The sequence below is a fragment of the Halorussus halophilus genome (assembly GCF_008831545.1).
In the GTDB taxonomy this organism is placed as follows: Archaea; Halobacteriota; Halobacteria; order Halobacteriales; family Haladaptataceae; genus Halorussus; species Halorussus halophilus.
Genome location: NZ_CP044524.1, coordinates 32,724 through 47,458 on the forward strand (window position 1 = coordinate 32,724; position 14,735 = coordinate 47,458).

11 protein-coding genes are annotated in these 14,735 nt (G+C 62.4%); 5 read left to right on the plus strand and 6 right to left on the minus strand.

All coding sequences use genetic code 11. From position 1 onward, the window contains the following. Genes F7R90_RS18210 through F7R90_RS18220 form a run of 3 tightly spaced genes read left to right on the plus strand, consistent with a single transcriptional unit; the run spans position 1 to position 3,031 of the window. Positions 1 to 981, plus strand: a complete 981-nt coding sequence (locus F7R90_RS18210; protein WP_158059002.1) for a glycosyltransferase family 2 protein — start codon at positions 1 to 3, stop codon at positions 979 to 981. Beyond that, positions 978 to 2,171 carry a DUF354 domain-containing protein gene (locus F7R90_RS18215; RefSeq protein ID WP_225741351.1) on the plus strand — a complete coding sequence of 398 codons (1,194 nt, stop codon included), beginning with the start codon at positions 978 to 980 and terminating at the stop codon, positions 2,169 to 2,171. Before F7R90_RS18210 ends, F7R90_RS18215 begins: the two co-directional genes overlap by 4 nt. Next, positions 2,168 to 3,031 (plus strand): polysaccharide deacetylase family protein, encoded by an 864-nt coding sequence (locus tag F7R90_RS18220; protein ID WP_158059003.1) that lies wholly within the window; start codon positions 2,168 to 2,170, stop codon positions 3,029 to 3,031. The genes F7R90_RS18215 and F7R90_RS18220 overlap by 4 nt, the downstream gene beginning before the upstream one ends. 23 nt (positions 3,032 to 3,054) lie before the next feature. Here the strand turns inward: F7R90_RS18220 and F7R90_RS18225 are convergent, their stop codons facing one another. From F7R90_RS18225 to F7R90_RS18250, 6 genes are all read right to left on the minus strand, one after another. Beyond that, positions 3,055 to 5,052 carry a hypothetical protein gene (locus tag F7R90_RS18225; protein ID WP_225741352.1) on the minus strand — a complete coding sequence of 666 codons (1,998 nt, stop codon included), beginning with the start codon at positions 5,050 to 5,052 and terminating at the stop codon, positions 3,055 to 3,057. A 158-nt stretch (positions 5,053 to 5,210) separates the two neighbouring features. Then, positions 5,211 to 6,677, minus strand: coding sequence for an oligosaccharide flippase family protein (locus F7R90_RS18230; RefSeq protein WP_158059004.1), 1,467 nt, complete (start codon positions 6,675 to 6,677; stop codon positions 5,211 to 5,213). A gap of 160 nt (positions 6,678 to 6,837) precedes the next feature. After that, entirely contained in the window at positions 6,838 to 8,166 is a 1,329-nt protein-coding gene (locus F7R90_RS18235; protein ID WP_158059005.1) for a hypothetical protein, read from the minus strand. A gap of 277 nt (positions 8,167 to 8,443) precedes the next feature. Then, the gene (locus F7R90_RS18240) at positions 8,444 to 9,574 is read right to left on the minus strand and encodes a hypothetical protein (protein ID WP_158059006.1); all 1,131 of its coding nucleotides are present in this window, start codon (positions 9,572 to 9,574) and stop codon (positions 8,444 to 8,446) included. A 230-nt stretch (positions 9,575 to 9,804) separates the two neighbouring features. Further along, on the minus strand, positions 9,805 to 10,980 hold the full coding sequence (locus tag F7R90_RS18245) for a carboxylate--amine ligase (protein ID WP_192498491.1): 1,176 nt from the start codon (positions 10,978 to 10,980) through the stop codon (positions 9,805 to 9,807). Between the two features lie 75 nt (positions 10,981 to 11,055). Then, positions 11,056 to 12,495, minus strand: coding sequence for a hypothetical protein (locus F7R90_RS18250; protein WP_158059008.1), 1,440 nt, complete (start codon positions 12,493 to 12,495; stop codon positions 11,056 to 11,058). Between the two features lie 174 nt (positions 12,496 to 12,669). On the opposite strand from F7R90_RS18250, the gene F7R90_RS18255 reads away from it, so the two are divergent. Then, positions 12,670 to 13,488, plus strand: coding sequence for an ABC transporter ATP-binding protein (locus F7R90_RS18255; protein ID WP_158059009.1), 819 nt, complete (start codon positions 12,670 to 12,672; stop codon positions 13,486 to 13,488). Next, a complete protein-coding gene (locus F7R90_RS18260) occupies positions 13,481 to 14,722 on the plus strand; it encodes an ABC transporter permease (protein WP_158059010.1) in 1,242 nt (413 codons plus the stop codon). Before F7R90_RS18255 ends, F7R90_RS18260 begins: the two co-directional genes overlap by 8 nt. The last annotated feature ends 13 nt before the right edge of the window (positions 14,723 to 14,735 follow it).

Below are 14,735 nucleotides of genomic sequence, written 5' to 3' on the forward strand. Positions count from 1 at the left end.
ATGTACCGGGACCACTCGGTGGGCGTCGTCGTCCCGGCGTACAACGAGGAGAACTTCGTCGCCGGAGTCGTCCGCGAGTTGCCCGCGTTCGTAGACGAAATCTACCTCGTGGACGACGCTTCGACGGACGGCACGTGGGCGGCGATGCTAGGGATTTCCGGTGCCAAGAGCCATCCGCAACGCTCCGGCACGCAACGCCTCAGCACCGCGAGCGACGGACTCGGTCGCGGCCTGCTCGCCGACCGCGTGGCGGATTACGAGACTGACGGCCGACTCACGAGAATCAGGCACGCCGAGAACCGCGGCGCTGGCGGTGCCGTCAAGACCGGCTACCTCGCCGCGCTCGAAGACGAAGTCGATATCGTCGCCACGATAGACGGCGACGGTCAGATGGACGCCGCGCTCTTGCCCCGAATTCTCGACCCCGTCGTGGAGGGCCGAGCGGGGTACGCGAAGGGTGACCGACTCGCTGGCGTGAGTCTCGTCCACGAGATGCCGCCGTTTCGGCTGTTCGGCAACCTCCTGTTGACCGGGCTGACGCGAATTGCGACCGGTTACTGGAAGCTTTCGGACCCGCAGAACGGCTTCACGGCCATCTCGCGGGAGGCACTGCTCGAAGCCGACGTGGAGTCGCTCTGGGAGTACTACGGCTACATGAACCAGTTGCTCGCTCGACTCAACGCGGCGGGCGTCGGGGTCGCCGACGTACCGATGGCGAGCAGTTACGGCGACGAAGTGAGCGGTATCGACTACGTCGAGTACATTCGGAAGGTGTCGTGGTTGCTGTTGGTCTCGTTTCTCTTGCGACTTCGTCGCAAGTACGTCGATGAAGACTGGCAAGGCAAACGTCTCGCCATCAGCACTGGACTCGTCGGTGTCGCACTCGCACTACTCGCGAGGTCGGTGAGAGCCGAAGAGGGACGGAACGACCGAGGGGAGATAGAACGAGGAAACGACACTCGACCGGAGGCGGGACGATGAGCTTCGACCGACCGCAGTCTCGCGGGAAAACGGACGTGTCTAGTGTGCCAGACGCGTTCGCGGTGGAACGGCAGAAGAGTGAAGAACTCTCAGCGGTCGATGGGAACGTTCGGCGCAGAGACGCGCCGACAGTCGCGTTCACCATGTGCCACCCGGCACAGGTCCATCTCTTCAGGAACGCCATACGGAAACTCGCTGGAGAAGGGTTTCGCGTCTACGTTTTCGTCCGCGAGAAGGAGATACTCGCAGACCTGCTCGACGCCTACGAGATCCCGTACAACGTCCTGTTGGCGAAGGACGCGCCGAACCTGAACTTCGACGGACCGCAACTGTTGGAGGTCGGACTAGTGCAGTTGCTATTCGAGTATCGCCTGCTTCGGGCGGCGCGGAAAATCGACCCGGACCTGTTCGTCGCGGAGGTTGGCGTCGCTGGAACGCACGTCGCCAAAGCGACGGGCGCGAAGAGTCTCGTCTTCGCCGTCTCCGAACACGCCAACCTCCAAAATCGACTCGCGTTTCCCTTCGCCGACAGAATCTGTACGCCGACCTGCTACTGGGACGACCTCGGCGTCAAGCAGTCGCGTTACCCGGGGTATCACCAGTTGGCGTACCTGCATCCCGACCGCTTCGAACCGGACCCAAGCGTCCTCGAAGTCGAGGGAATCGATCCCGACGAGAAGTTCGTCATCCTCCGAACCGTGGGGTGGAACTCCGCGCACGACGTGGGCAGTTCGGGGTTCGATGGACTCCGCGAAGTGATCGCCGAATTGGAGCGGACCGGCACTCGCGTGCTGGTCACTGCTGAAGAACCACTACCGACCGACCTCGCGTCGTACGAACTGTCGATTCCGCCCGAGGACATCTACCACCTGATGCACTACGCAAACTGCTTCGTCGGCGAGAGCGCGACCATGGCGACCGAGAGCGCCGTCTTGGGGACGCCAGCGATCTACGTCTCGACGCTCGAAGTCGGCTACACGCAGGAACTAGAGGCGGAGTACGGACTAGTGTTCAACTTCGCTGGACCGAATCGCCAACGGAGAGGCCTAGCGAAAGCGACCGAAATTCTCTCCGGAACGCTCGACGCCGACTGGGCGGCGCGCCGACGCCGCCTGCTCGAAGACAAGCGCGACACGACAGACGTCATCGTCGAGCAAGTGCGCGAGATGGTCGGGAGGACTGGAAGATGAGTAGCGTCGAACCACATCGGTTCGCCGACGCCCCCTCGACGCGAACGGCCTGCATCACGCTCGATTTGGAGAACAACTGGACGTTCGGCGGCGAGTTAGAGTACCTCGTTTTCGAGCATCTGGACGAGTTCGTCGGCCTCGTACGTCGCCTCGATGTGCCGCTGAGCGTCTTCGTGGTCGGGAAGGTCCTCGAAGACAGGCCGGACGTGGTGCGACGCCTCGACGCGGAACTCGACGTGGAGTTTCACCTCCACTCGTACCAGCACGACATGACCGGAAACGTCGATATCGGTAGAGAGCTCCGCGCGGGAACGCGAGCGTTCGAGTCCGTGCTTGGCCGCGACCCCGCCGGGTATCGGGCACCGCGGTTTATCCTCGACAAGGGGGATCTCGCCACGCTCTCAGCGATGGAGTTCGAGTTCGACAGTAGCGTCTGTCCGTCCTATCGGCCGGGCGTCTACAACAACCTCGACGCTCCCCACCGGCCGTACTACCCCGCGGAAGCGCCCGACCTCTTGGAGATTCCAGTGTCGGTGCATCCGCGACTGCGGGTCCCGATGGAGCAGAGCTACCTCCGACTGTTCGGCGACCCGTACCTCAAACTGCTAGAACACTCTCGACTACCCAAGACGCTAGTGTACAACTGCCACCTCCACGACTTCTTCCACACCGCGGCACACGAACGATTGGGACGACTCAAACGACTCGCGTTCACGAGGAACATCGAAAACTCGGTGGCCGTTTTCGAGCGGTTCGTCTCGTTGCTGACCGAGAAAGGATATCGGTTCCGAACGCTGAGCGAACTGGCCGACGACGTGCGACTGCGAGAGGACGAGCGTGTCGTCGCTGGTCTGTCGTGATCAAAATCTCCTGATACGTCGAGTTAGAACTGTCGAGCAGATTGATTCGCCACGGAGCTATTCCCCGGCGAGCAGTTTCCGACGCGATAGACGGTCGCGGCTTCCGTCCGATAGACCACCTGCTTTTCGTTGCAGTCGAGTGGATTGTACAATTGCACCGACGAGTTGCCCTCCAAGCCGAACGTGTTGATGTCCAAGTTGCCGCTACTGGCGGCCGACGAGCGGCGATAGTACTCCCTGACGACGACGTAGGAGTCGTTTTCGATGGGTGTCGTGGACGGATAGGTCGTCAGATTTGCCCCGTTCGGTTCCCGCGTCGGAACCCCGGCCTGTCGGAGTTCGGTCCGAATCGTGCGCTTGTAGATGAGGCTGTCGAGGTAGACCGACTGGTCGGGGTCTGCCCGCGATGCCGCGGAAACCATCGCGTCTACCTCGGCGTCAGTCAGTCCGATTCGGCCCACACGCTCCTCGCCGTACACTGGGTTGTTTCGGTTGATGAACGGCGTCGTCAGCATGAAGAACACGAGCAGGACGACGACGAGGTTGACCCCGACGAGTTTCCGGTTGTCGGTCGCGCGTCGGTAGAGGAATCGGAGTGCGACGACAGCGAACACCACGAGGAACAACTCGAAGAAGACGAGGATTCGATGGGGCAAAAGCAGGTGGCCCAGCCCGGCGAACGTCATCGGGTAAATGATGGTGAACAGCGAGAACGCCCCGGTGACGGCCGCAAACCGGGCTCTCGTTCGACGCGATGGGTGGAGCCAGAGGAGCGCGCCGAAGATGCCGAGCGCCATCAGGATGCTGTAGCCGCCCGTGTAGAGGAAGTTCGAAATCGGGCCGTACTGTGAGAGTGTCGCCGCGTAGCTACTCCCGCCCCCGCCGAAGTGGACGATGTTCCTGACGAGTCGCTCGACCATGTTAGTCAGGAAGCTCTGTCGGTCGCTGGACGGCGTGATAGACCACTGAATCAACATCGGCGGGACGAGCAACAACACGTCGCGCAACCGGAGCGAGAAGCCGCTAGCGGGGTCCGCCTGTCCCGATTCGAGGAACCGGTCGTAGACGACCTGCCCGAACCACAGCGCCCACAGCAGCAGCAGGATGACGAACGACGAGAGTTGGTGCGTGAAGAACGTAACGACCACGAGCGGATACACCACGTACGGCGGCCGCTCGTCGCCCCGTAGTAACACGACGAAGATGAAAATAGAGAGGACGATGACGACCGACGAGGGCGTGATGTTCGTCACCCCGCGGAGCAGAAACTGGTCGGAGATGCTGACGACCAGCGCCGCGAGAAGGCCCGCGCGTCGGTCCATCAGTTCAGTGCCGAGCAGGTAACAGCCGACTGCAGTGAGAATCGCGTACGGAACGACGATACCCGCGAACACCGACGACGGCCCCTCGAAGCCGAGCAGTTGGGTCCCCGCCACGACGAAGTGCCAGACGGGTGCGTAGACGTATTTTCCGCCGTCTGGAGGGAACGCGCCGTGCTGAGCGAGGTACGTGGCGAGTTCGAGATGTGCGTGCGTGTCGAACCCCGGCATTGTCGCCATGACGAAAAAGCGCGCGAAGCGGAAGGCGAGCGAGGCGACGACTATCTTGCAGAGGACGAGTGCGACCATGCGCGCCCTTCCCGTGTCCACCGACAGCACGTCGAAGAGGACGGTTCCGAACGCGAGCGTGACGAAGACGAAGTGAATCGTCGGACGCTCGTACGGTTCCGAGAGGGTAGAGACGACTGCCCCGACGAGGAAGAGAACGTACAGGGTTTGGGAGAGGTAGAACAACCATCCTTCTCGCCGGAGTGTCGTCCACTCGACTGCGCCGGGGAGTGACGAAGCGCGGTCCGAGTAGCGAACCCCCGTGTAGAGTCCGGACCCAGTGAGGAACGCGAAGGCGATTCCGTACTGACCGATGTGGAGGAGTAGAGAGAGAAGACCGACCACGACGCCGATGAGCGCACTTCCGAGCAACACGACGAGGTCGAGCGAAACCACACTTCGATTGAAGTTCATTTTGCGATTGTACGAGTAGTCGGCATAGGTGAGTATTAAACGATTGTAGCGTTTAGAACTATGAACGCGAATTACTGACGCGTTACCGTCTCGTACGTCGAAAGTTCTGGCAACGTATCGTCAGTTACGACGCCACTCGCTGCTGGCGATTTCCGCGGTTAGTTGAAGTAGGAGTTGATGGTCTGCACGTCCGCGACACCGGTCGAGACGGCAAGCACTATCCAGACTCCGCCACCGAGTGCGATGACGCCAGCGAGCGTGAACGCGCCCGAGACGAAACCGACGGACGTGAAGACGACGACGCTCATTATAGCCGTGATGGCGAGAATGAGCGTTAACTGTCGCATCAACCGACCTACAGGGACGGACACCTCGGTGTGCATGATGTAGAGCGTCGTCACGACGTACGCAGCGTGTCCGATGACCTTTGCGACTGCCGCACCGACGACGCCGTACACCGGAACGAGGAGGCCGATCAGTGCGAGAGAGGCAACCGCTGTCGTCGCCCGTGCGATAGAGCGCGCTCGCGCCCGCCCGAGATAGTCGAGCGCGTTGTCCGACACCTCTTCGATGGACCAGAGGACCGCGAGAACGGCCATCACGCGTAGCACGTCAGTCGCGGGGAGGTACTCTGCGCCGAACAGAATCGAGATGGCAGGTCTTGCGAGGAGGGCGAGTCCGGCCGCCGCCGGAACGTAGAACAGGAGCGTGTGGACGAGCGTGAACCGGTAGATGTTGGAGATGCGGTCGAGTTCGCCAGACGCCTTCTGGTCGCTGAACCACGGCCCGACCGAGAATCCAACGGCCGACGCGGGTGCTTGGAGGAAGTGGACGGCCTGCCGACTGAGCATGTAGTAGCCAACGGCGGCCGGGTTGACGATGAAGCCGAGCACCACCGGGTCGAGCGTCGTGTCGAGCAAATTCGCGCCACTGGTGGCCGAGAGCGGGACGGTGTACCTGAGAAGTTTTCTCCGAGTCTCGTCGGCGATGGCACGTCCCACATCGAGGTCCGGGTAGAAGCCACGGTAGAAGAGAACGGCCCCAACCGCGCCTGCGAGACCGAATCCGAGTGCGTAGCCGACCAGTGCCCCTGAGACACCGAATCCGAGAGAGACGAGTGCGACGACACAGACGAATCGACCGACACCCTCTGTGGCGTACACCGCCGCGCTCCGCTCGATGGCTTTGAACCCTTGCAACAGTCTCCGGAAGTAGAGGTAGAACGTGTGGCAGAACACGTAGCCGGTCCCGAGGAGGAGCAACGTTTCGAGTCCGGGGTCACCGAAGAGAGCCGCCACGGGGGCGTGTAGCAACGCGACACCAATGCAGACGAGTGTCACCGTCAGGAGGACGAACCGAAACGAGAACGAGACGATGGGGCCGAGTCGGTCGGCGTCGGTTTCGGCGAACTCGGCGACGTACTTCGCGGCAGACTTCGGCATGCTGAAGTTGGCGAACAGGTTGCCGACGGTGAGTATCGACGTTGCCAAGAAGAGTAGCCCGTAGGCGTCCGGTTGCAAGGCCCGGGCGAGGAAGACGAGCGTGGCTCCCGAGGCCGCAAAGTAGAGAAGACGGCCACCGATTTCCGCCCGGAACCCCTCGGCGATGTTACGTACTACGTCCATAGTCGTGTCTGAGACGGACCGAAGCGCAGGATTCGACGGTCGCGTCGTGTCGTTGGTACCCCCGGCAGGGACTGCATTTGTTATTGCGTTCCTAGCCGAGGAAACCCGACGTTACGGGTCGGTCCCAGCTGGACCAACCCGGCCGTCTATCGGTACCGATTCACCCTTCCGAGTCGATTCGGTCGGTGTGAAGGTTCCCATCGTTGTCGAGGTGGACGCGATACTTCGCCGATCCGTCGGGCGTCGTCAAGACCAGTCCCGACCCGGCCGATTCGTTGCGAAAGTCGCCGTCTACCTCGATGACTTTGTCTGCTTGGCCGCCCGTATCGCCCCGGAAGTAGTAGCCGTTCGGGCGCGCGCTGACCGCGCGGAGCAGATTACTCCGACTGCCGTCCTCGCCAGTGTGCCGGAGTTCGAGCAGTGCCCGGTTGGCCGCCTCATAACTGCCGCGCTGTGTGAGGTTCGTGACGGGTTTGTCGTCCCGCCGCAACGACCGGTACTCCGAGAAGTCCTCCCGACGGATGGCGACCGTCTCTTCCTCCGGCGCGTTGTTGGTGATTTCGAGGTCGGTCTCGTGTTGCACGTCGATTTCCACGAACGTTCCGGTGTTGATGTTCAAGAGTACTCCCTCGAATCGTCCGTGTAGCGCCACGCTACCCGTGTTCAGCTCTATGGACTCGCCGTCGGAGATGCCCTCCCACCAGCAGTGGTCACAGAGCAGGGAGTTCCCGGATTCCACGTCGAACTGGCCCCGAAAGAGACAGTTCGTGAAGTTCTGTGCGTTCGGTACCGACTCGCCGAGACTCGTCTGGCGGTACCGACCGAGGACGTACAACCCCTCGTAGCTATTCCACCACGTCCCTTCGTCGCCACCCGAGACCAGCATCGACGCTTGCTGTGCGCCCTCTCTGAGCGTTATCGACCCCCGAATCTGGAGCAGTTTCGCCCCGTCCACGAAGAGGCAGGTCTTCGCAGGTGTCTCCCCTTCGGTCGGGATGACGTCGATGCGGCCCGTGAGCATCTGACTCGTCCGACTCCGTTCGGGAGTGCCAGTTCTGATGCCGTGACAGCCGTCGGGATACAGCGTGGCGTTCAGAAAGTGAAGGTGGCTCCGCGTCGGAAGGAATATCGGTTCCGAGTAGGAGTAGTGTCCCCCGGCGACGGTGACGATTTTCGTGTGACTAAAGGCGTGGTCTATCGCCGCCGGAAGCGACTCAAACGTGTCGCTGACGGCGTCCGTCGGTCCGACCGCCTGTATCGAGATGTTGCCGTCCGTCTCGTTCGTCGCGCTGTCGCTGGTGTCCGTTGTCTGTTTTGACTTTCGAACGATGAAGCCCGAATCCGAACCTTCAGTGTTCTCTATCGGTTGCATCCCCCTGACCCCCGTCTCGGTGTCTCTTCTCCGTGTCAATCCCCCGTAGTGGTCCACGGACGCGACTGTCCCGGCACCCAGCGCCTGTAGGACGCTACGTCGAGAGACCCGTCTCATGACTTTCCCCCCGGAAGTTCTGGCATGTGACCCCCATCGTAGAAGGGTATATGGACTACGTCGTGATAATAGTTAGTTCACCAGTAAGTTACGGGACGCGACGCGGTCGATTCGTCGGAGTGACTCGTGCAAAAAGTGCCGCCAGGGGGGCACAGCAGTCGAAAGTACCGCGAGAATTTCGCGGGGGGTGCCGCAATTACTGCGGGGAAATATTGCGAGGGGAAACGTGTGACGACGAATCGGTTCGATTCAGCCGTCGTGTCGGCCGAGAAGACCCTTACAGGCTGTTCTTCCCGATGGAGATACGGTGGTCGTCGAACCAAACGTCGTTGTCGCTCGGGGATACTTCCGTACCGCCCCAGTAGATGTCGGGGCCGACACGGTCGATACCCATGTCTTCGGTCGTCCGCCAGCGGAGGCCCGTCTGCTCGTCCTGCAGGTTGCCGTCGAGCCACGCACGGTGGACGCCGTCGCGGTTCGCGCTACCACCGGAGACCGTGTTGAGCTTCGTGTAGGTGTCGATCTGGTGCCACTCACCGAGTGGGAGTGGGTCCGGCCAGTTCCAGCCGTCGCCGTACTGTCCGTCTTGGTCCAAGTGGTAGATGTACGTCGCCAACGTCACGTCGCCGTCGCCACTGCCGCCACGGCAGTAGACGCGGTTACTGAACCCGTCGTCGCCGGTCGGTGGGTCGCCACCGCGACCCGCACCGCCAGCGCTCAGGTTCGAACCGGACCAGAAGAGCTTGCAAGTCGTGCTACTGTCGGCCATCTGCCAGTTATCTTCCAGTCGGATGTAGAATCTGGTGTACACCTCGTCCGGTTGACCGTGGTCGTGGTTCGGGAAGTAGTAGGTCAGTCCGCCACCGTAGTGTTCGCCCTCGTGAGCGCGACAGTGGACGGACTGGGACCCGTTGTGGGCGTGGCTGTCGTCGAGACTGAAGTTGCTACCGCGGTTCGCGTGGTCTAAGTCGTAGAACTCGCCGACGGAACTACCTTCGAAGTCGAGATAGATGTCGCTCGTCGTACCGGAGCCACCGGAGTCGTCTCCACCGGAACCGCCCGACTTGACCCACGAACTGCCGTCGTAGTACTTCATCGCGCCGTTCGCTTGGTCGAACCAGACGTCGTTCTTGGTCGCGTTTTCCGGTGCCGACGCTTGGCTGTACAGCTCCGGGCCGCTGTTTCCGATGGTGCCGATTCGGTTCCACGAGGATCCGTTGCCCGCGTAGACAGCACCGGAGTCGGTTGCGACGAAGTGCGCGCCGTCGAACGGCTTGTAGTTGCCCTTGTTTCCATCTTTGTCCCAGATGGGAACGTCGCGGTCCAGCGCCGCGAAGTTCTTGTTTATCGGTTGATGCCAGTCGGTCGCTCCCTTCGAGGGAGTGTTGTAGTCGTGATTCTGAGTCATGCGCCCTCACCAAAGAAACGGTCGAACTGCGCGTTTCGAAGCGTTTCCCGCCGTGGAAGGACGCCACTCGAATATTCGAACTTGGTGCCGCTGTTGCGTGCCATGCAGTCTCTGCTCTGGCAGAACCAGTATAAAAATCTTCCCATGTTAGTTCAAGATTTGGGTTATAATTTAAGTAACAACTCCGGAAATCGAGTCGAACCGACCAGTGGCCCAAAGTCTTTTAAGTACTAGTTCCGGAGAATCGCTTTCCGCCACACGCTCGGACTCGCGGCGAACCGAGCCATCGCCAGTAGTCTCCCCACGGCAGGTCCGGCGTCGTCCCAGTGTGGAATCTCGTAGTGAACATCGGGGTCGAAAATCGGGAAGAACTCCCGAACGGCTTCGCGGTCGTGAACCGCCGCGAGTCGAAGCAGGTCGCCCGGGAGGATGTATCGAGCCTGGACGTCCGCACGGTAGTCCAGATTCGTGTCGAGGTCCTCGCCTCGGGCGTGTTGGTAGACGAGCCACGGGAAATCGACGCCTGAGAACACCGCGAGGTGGAGCGAACTCCAAAGTCGCGGGTTGACCTCCATCAGTTTCGGTTCGCCGTCGCGCGGGTCGAGTTTGAACTCGACGAGCGCGACCCCCTGCCACTCCAGCGTTTCGAGCAACCGGCTTCCGTACTCCAGCAGGTCCTCTCGGCCGATGCTCTCGTGGAACGTCGAGGGGCCTCCGCTCGGCGGATACTCGCGCAGGAACTCGCAGGCGAACTGCGCGTGGAGTTCGGTGTCCTCGTCGTAGACGAACGCCGCGCCGTACATCGACCCCGACTGCGGGACGCGCTCTTGGACGAGCGGCCGCGGGTACGACTCGCTCACGCGGCGGTACGCTCGGTCGAACTCCTCGCGTGTCTCCACGAACTCCAATCCCCGAGAACCGGAACTCGTGCGCGCTTTGACGACGACCGGAAATCCGATGTCGTCGGCAATCGCTCTGGCCTCCGATATCGAGTCGGGACACTCCGTTCGAGGCATCGGTATATCGGCCTCTTTGGCCGCTTCGAACGTCTCGGCTTTGTCCCACCCGCGCCGGAACCGTTGATAGTCCGTCACCGGCACGTCGGTCAGTTCGGTGAACCGGTCGCGGTGTTCGCTGACCAACTTCGTCGTCTGGTGGCCGACCGGAATCAGCGCGTCAACGTCGTTGTCTGCGAGGAAGTTGAGCAGGAACGAGACGAACTCGTCCGGGTCGCTCTCCGGCGACGGGTAGACGACGCGCTCGTCGGCGTGTCGAGAGAAGAACGCCGTGGCGAACCGCGTTGATTCGCCAGCGATGACGTGCGCGCCACGCTTTCCGAGCGACCGGACGACCGCGAGACCGCTTCGCAACTGGCCGTCGGTAACCAACACTCGTTCTCCGGACATGGTCGCAATCGGTACCACAGCAAGACACATAAATCCGGTCGCTCGTGGGTGGAGGACGGGGCAGTAACGACCGACTTACAGGTGGTCGTGGCCGACGTTGAACTGGTGGTCGTCGTAGACTAACTCGTTGTCTCTCGGGGACACCTCGCTGCCGCCCCAGTACGACCCCGGTCCGATTCGGTCGAAGCCGAGCGCCTTCGTGGTCCGCCATCGAACGTCCTCGCGGTCTTCCTGACGTTTCCCGTCCAGCCACGTCCTGACGATTCCGTCGGCGTTGGCCGACCCGTCGGTCACCGAATTGAGTTTGACGTACGCGTCTATCTGGTGCCAGTCGCCGATGGAAATCTCGTCCGGCCACGGCCACAAGCTACCGAACCTGCCGGACTGGTCCAGATGGTAGACGTACGTGCCGAGCGAGACGCTCCCGCCGTCGTCCGGCCCCCGAGTGAAGACGCGGACGCTCCACCCGTTGTCGCCGGTCGGCTCCTCGCCGGACTGCCCGGCGTCGCCAGCAGACAAGTTCGCGCCCGCCCAGTAGATTTTACATGTGTCCGAAGGAGTCGGCTGTGACCACTCGTCTTCGAACCGAACGTAGAAGCGACTGTACACTGCGTCGGGTTGCGCCCTGTCGAGTCCCGGCGTACCGTAACCATGGTTCGGGAAGAAGTAGAAGACGTTAGTACCCTGATGGTACCCTTCCTTCAACCGATGGCGCATCCGCTGCATCCCGTTGTACGGGGAGTTGCCGACGAGGAAGTCGTACCGACGCATGGAGAAGTTCTCTCGACCGCTTCGGTCCGAGCCGTTCAGCAGGAGCAACTCGTCTAAATCGGTCGCTACTCGCCACCACGAACCGTTCCTGACGTAACTCACGAGACCGCTCGACAGCGCGGTGAGTTTCGCTTTGCCGTTCGGCCCGAACGCACGAATCGACTGGGAATTGCTCGCGTCGAAGGTGACGAACAACTCCGTCGGCGCGAACCTGTCGAATCGTCGCTTGAGTTCCGAGAGCGAGAGTGTCCACTCCGCTTGGACGGCCTCGGACGGTGGGGTCGCAACTTGCACGAGAGCGTCCACGGAGTTGTCCGTCGTCCGGACCTGCCAGACGAGTCGCTCGTCGTCGTCTTGGGGCTTCCACGTTACCACGTACGAGCCGTCCGTTCCCTCGAAGGCGTTCGGCGCGCCCTCGTTCGTGACCCCCTGCATGAACTCGCTCTCGTAGTTCTCGGCGGCCGACGGTAACGAGTAGTCGAACACGACTTCATACGTGAACGGACCGACTCGCCGAAGGCCCCCGATGGAGAGTTCGACGTCATCGATTATCGGGTCCGTGGTTTCAGTCGTTCCAGTGGTTTCAGTCGTCCAGGTCGTTCCCGTCGTCCAGGTCGTTCCCGTCGTCGATTGCGCCTCCCTCCTGTCGTCCTGTGCGTCTTTGGCTAAAGCGGTCGCTCCTAGTCCGACCGCTCCACCGAGAGCGTAGCCTAAGAGACGGCGTCTGCTCAAATCTGGTCCCATCCAACCCCCACGGTAGGTAAGGACAAGGAGTACATAAACCTATAGCTGGTGGCGGCGTTCGCCGCCGATAGACGTCCCCACAAGCCGTTTCACTTTATTTTAGGAGTCGTCCATCCGAACAGTCTGAAACGCTAAGTGCGTCCGCGTAGTCGAAGGAGTCGTTCTGGGGGGACGATGGACGCAAGCACACGGGTAGCGACCGAGGAATCGAACGCTCGAAGCACTGTCGTCGAATGCTCGAACGTCAGCAGAGAGTACGAACGCGGCGGTGGCGGGTCGTGGCTCCCGTTCGTCGGCGACGAGAGCGGGGAGCGACCGACAGTCAAGGCACTAGACGACGTGTCGCTGGGCATCGAGCGTGGGGAGTTCGTCGGACTCTCCGGCCCAAGTGGGAGCGGGAAGTCCACGCTCATCCACCTGCTCGCGGGGCTGGACGCGCCGACGAGCGGCACGGTAACGCTCGCTGGCGAAGACGTGGCGAGTCTGTCCCAGAAGCGGTTGACGCGCCTGCGACTGGAACAGGTCGGCATCGTCTTCCAGCGATTCCACCTCTTGCCGTCGCTGTCGGCGCGAGCGAACGTCGCGCTCCCCCTCGTGGAGCGGGGCGTGCCGAAACGCGAGCGTCGTGAGCGAGCGGCGAGTCTACTCGAACGCGTCGGACTGGGCGAACGTCAAACGCACAGGCCGGGAGAACTCTCCGGCGGCGAACAACAGCGAGTCGCCGTCGCGCGGGCGCTCGCTGGCGACCCACTGGTCGTCTTCGCCGACGAACCGACGGGCGAACTCGACACTGACACGGGCGAGCGGATTCTCGACCTGCTGGCGGACCTCGCCACCGACCGGTCGGTCGTGCTCGCGTCGCACGACCAGCGCGCGCTCGACCGCACCGACCGGGTGATTCGCCTCGTAGACGGTCGGAGGCAGGACGACGCGGTTGTCAAGAGACGAGACGACGCGGCGGTCAGGAGACAGGACGGTAGCCAAGATGGGTAAGCGACTGACGCGCTGGATGGGCTTGCTCGGCTTCTCACTCCGGCGGACTGCGACGAAGGCGACGCGAACCGCGCCGCGCCAGACGGCCATCAGCGTCGCGGGCGTTGCCGTCGCCGTCGCGCTCATGCTGGTCGTGACCGCGACCGGACTCGGACTCGTGCAGGGGACCACGGTTCGGGGCGACGCCGTCGATTACTGGGTCGTCCCCGAATCCAGTGGCGCGGCGACGATGGTCGTCTCGACGGACGCCCCGCAGTTGGGCGACGTGCATCGCAAGAGCGCGGTGGTGATGGAAGACGAACGAGTCGAGTACGCGACGCCGGTTCAGATTTCGGTGGTACAGGTCCGTTCCGGAGGAAGCAACGAGTACGTCCTCGCCGTCGGGGTCGTCCCCTCGCCGAAGTTAGACGACGTGGCTGGCCTGTCACCCGCGCCGTTGAGCGCGGGCGACCCGTACTTCGCCAACGGGAGCTACGACGGCGAGTGGACCGGCCAAGCAGTCCTCTCGGAAGCGGCGGCCGAGCGGGTGGGCGTCTCGCAAGGCACGAACTTCTCGGTCCGCGGCGCGTTCTCCGGTGGGGGGTCAAACGACCTGCGAGTCACTGCTGTCGGTCGAACTGCCGTCGAATCTGGCCTCTCTGGGCTCCCAGTGATGCTCGTCCACCTGAGCGAGTTACAGTCGATAACCGGTGCGCAAGCGAACGACCAAGCCGACCAGATTCTCGTCCAATCGAGCGCGAGCGGTCTCCAGTCCTCGCTCGAAAGTCAGTTCGAGGGCGCGACTGCCGTCACTCGCGCGGGCTTCACTGCACAGCAGACGGCCGACTCGGACCTGCCGCTCGCGATGGCCGTGGCCGCCCTACTCATCGCCGTAGTCGTCGGCGCACTGTTCGTCGCCACGACGCAGGGCCTGCAAGTCGAGGCCGACAGCGAGCAGTTGGCCGCCCTCTCGGCGATGGGGTTCTCGCGGCGCGGGCGAGCAGTGCTGTTGGTCGGACAGGCACTCGCGCTGACGCTCGTCGGCGGCGCGCTCGGCGTCGGCTTGGCATACCTCGCAACGATGCTGACGAACTTCGTAGCCACGCGCGCTATCGCACCCGTGCCGATCGCCGACTTCCACCCCCTACTCGTGGCCTACGGACTCGGCGTCTCCGCGCTCATCGGCCTGTTAGTCGTACCCTACCTGCTGGCGATGGAGCGCCGGACGCAGGCCATCACAGAGGTGATTCGATGACTCCCGAGGTGGT

Coding starts and splice junctions, on each gene's coding strand:
- F7R90_RS18210 (WP_158059002.1), top strand. CDS start 1: ATGTACCGGGACCACTCGGTGGGCGTCGTCGTCCCGGCGTACAACGAG.
- F7R90_RS18215 (WP_225741351.1), top strand. CDS start 978: ATGAGCTTCGACCGACCGCAGTCTCGCGGGAAAACGGACGTGTCTAGT.
- F7R90_RS18220 (WP_158059003.1), top strand. CDS start 2,168: ATGAGTAGCGTCGAACCACATCGGTTCGCCGACGCCCCCTCGACGCGA.
- F7R90_RS18225 (WP_225741352.1), bottom strand. CDS start 5,052: ATGAACTTCAATCGAAGTGTGGTTTCGCTCGACCTCGTCGTGTTGCTC.
- F7R90_RS18230 (WP_158059004.1), bottom strand. CDS start 6,677: ATGGACGTAGTACGTAACATCGCCGAGGGGTTCCGGGCGGAAATCGGT.
- F7R90_RS18235 (WP_158059005.1), bottom strand. CDS start 8,166: ATGAGACGGGTCTCTCGACGTAGCGTCCTACAGGCGCTGGGTGCCGGG.
- F7R90_RS18240 (WP_158059006.1), bottom strand. CDS start 9,574: ATGACTCAGAATCACGACTACAACACTCCCTCGAAGGGAGCGACCGAC.
- F7R90_RS18245 (WP_192498491.1), bottom strand. CDS start 10,980: ATGTCCGGAGAACGAGTGTTGGTTACCGACGGCCAGTTGCGAAGCGGT.
- F7R90_RS18250 (WP_158059008.1), bottom strand. CDS start 12,495: ATGGGACCAGATTTGAGCAGACGCCGTCTCTTAGGCTACGCTCTCGGT.
- F7R90_RS18255 (WP_158059009.1), top strand. CDS start 12,670: ATGGACGCAAGCACACGGGTAGCGACCGAGGAATCGAACGCTCGAAGC.
- F7R90_RS18260 (WP_158059010.1), top strand. CDS start 13,481: ATGGGTAAGCGACTGACGCGCTGGATGGGCTTGCTCGGCTTCTCACTC.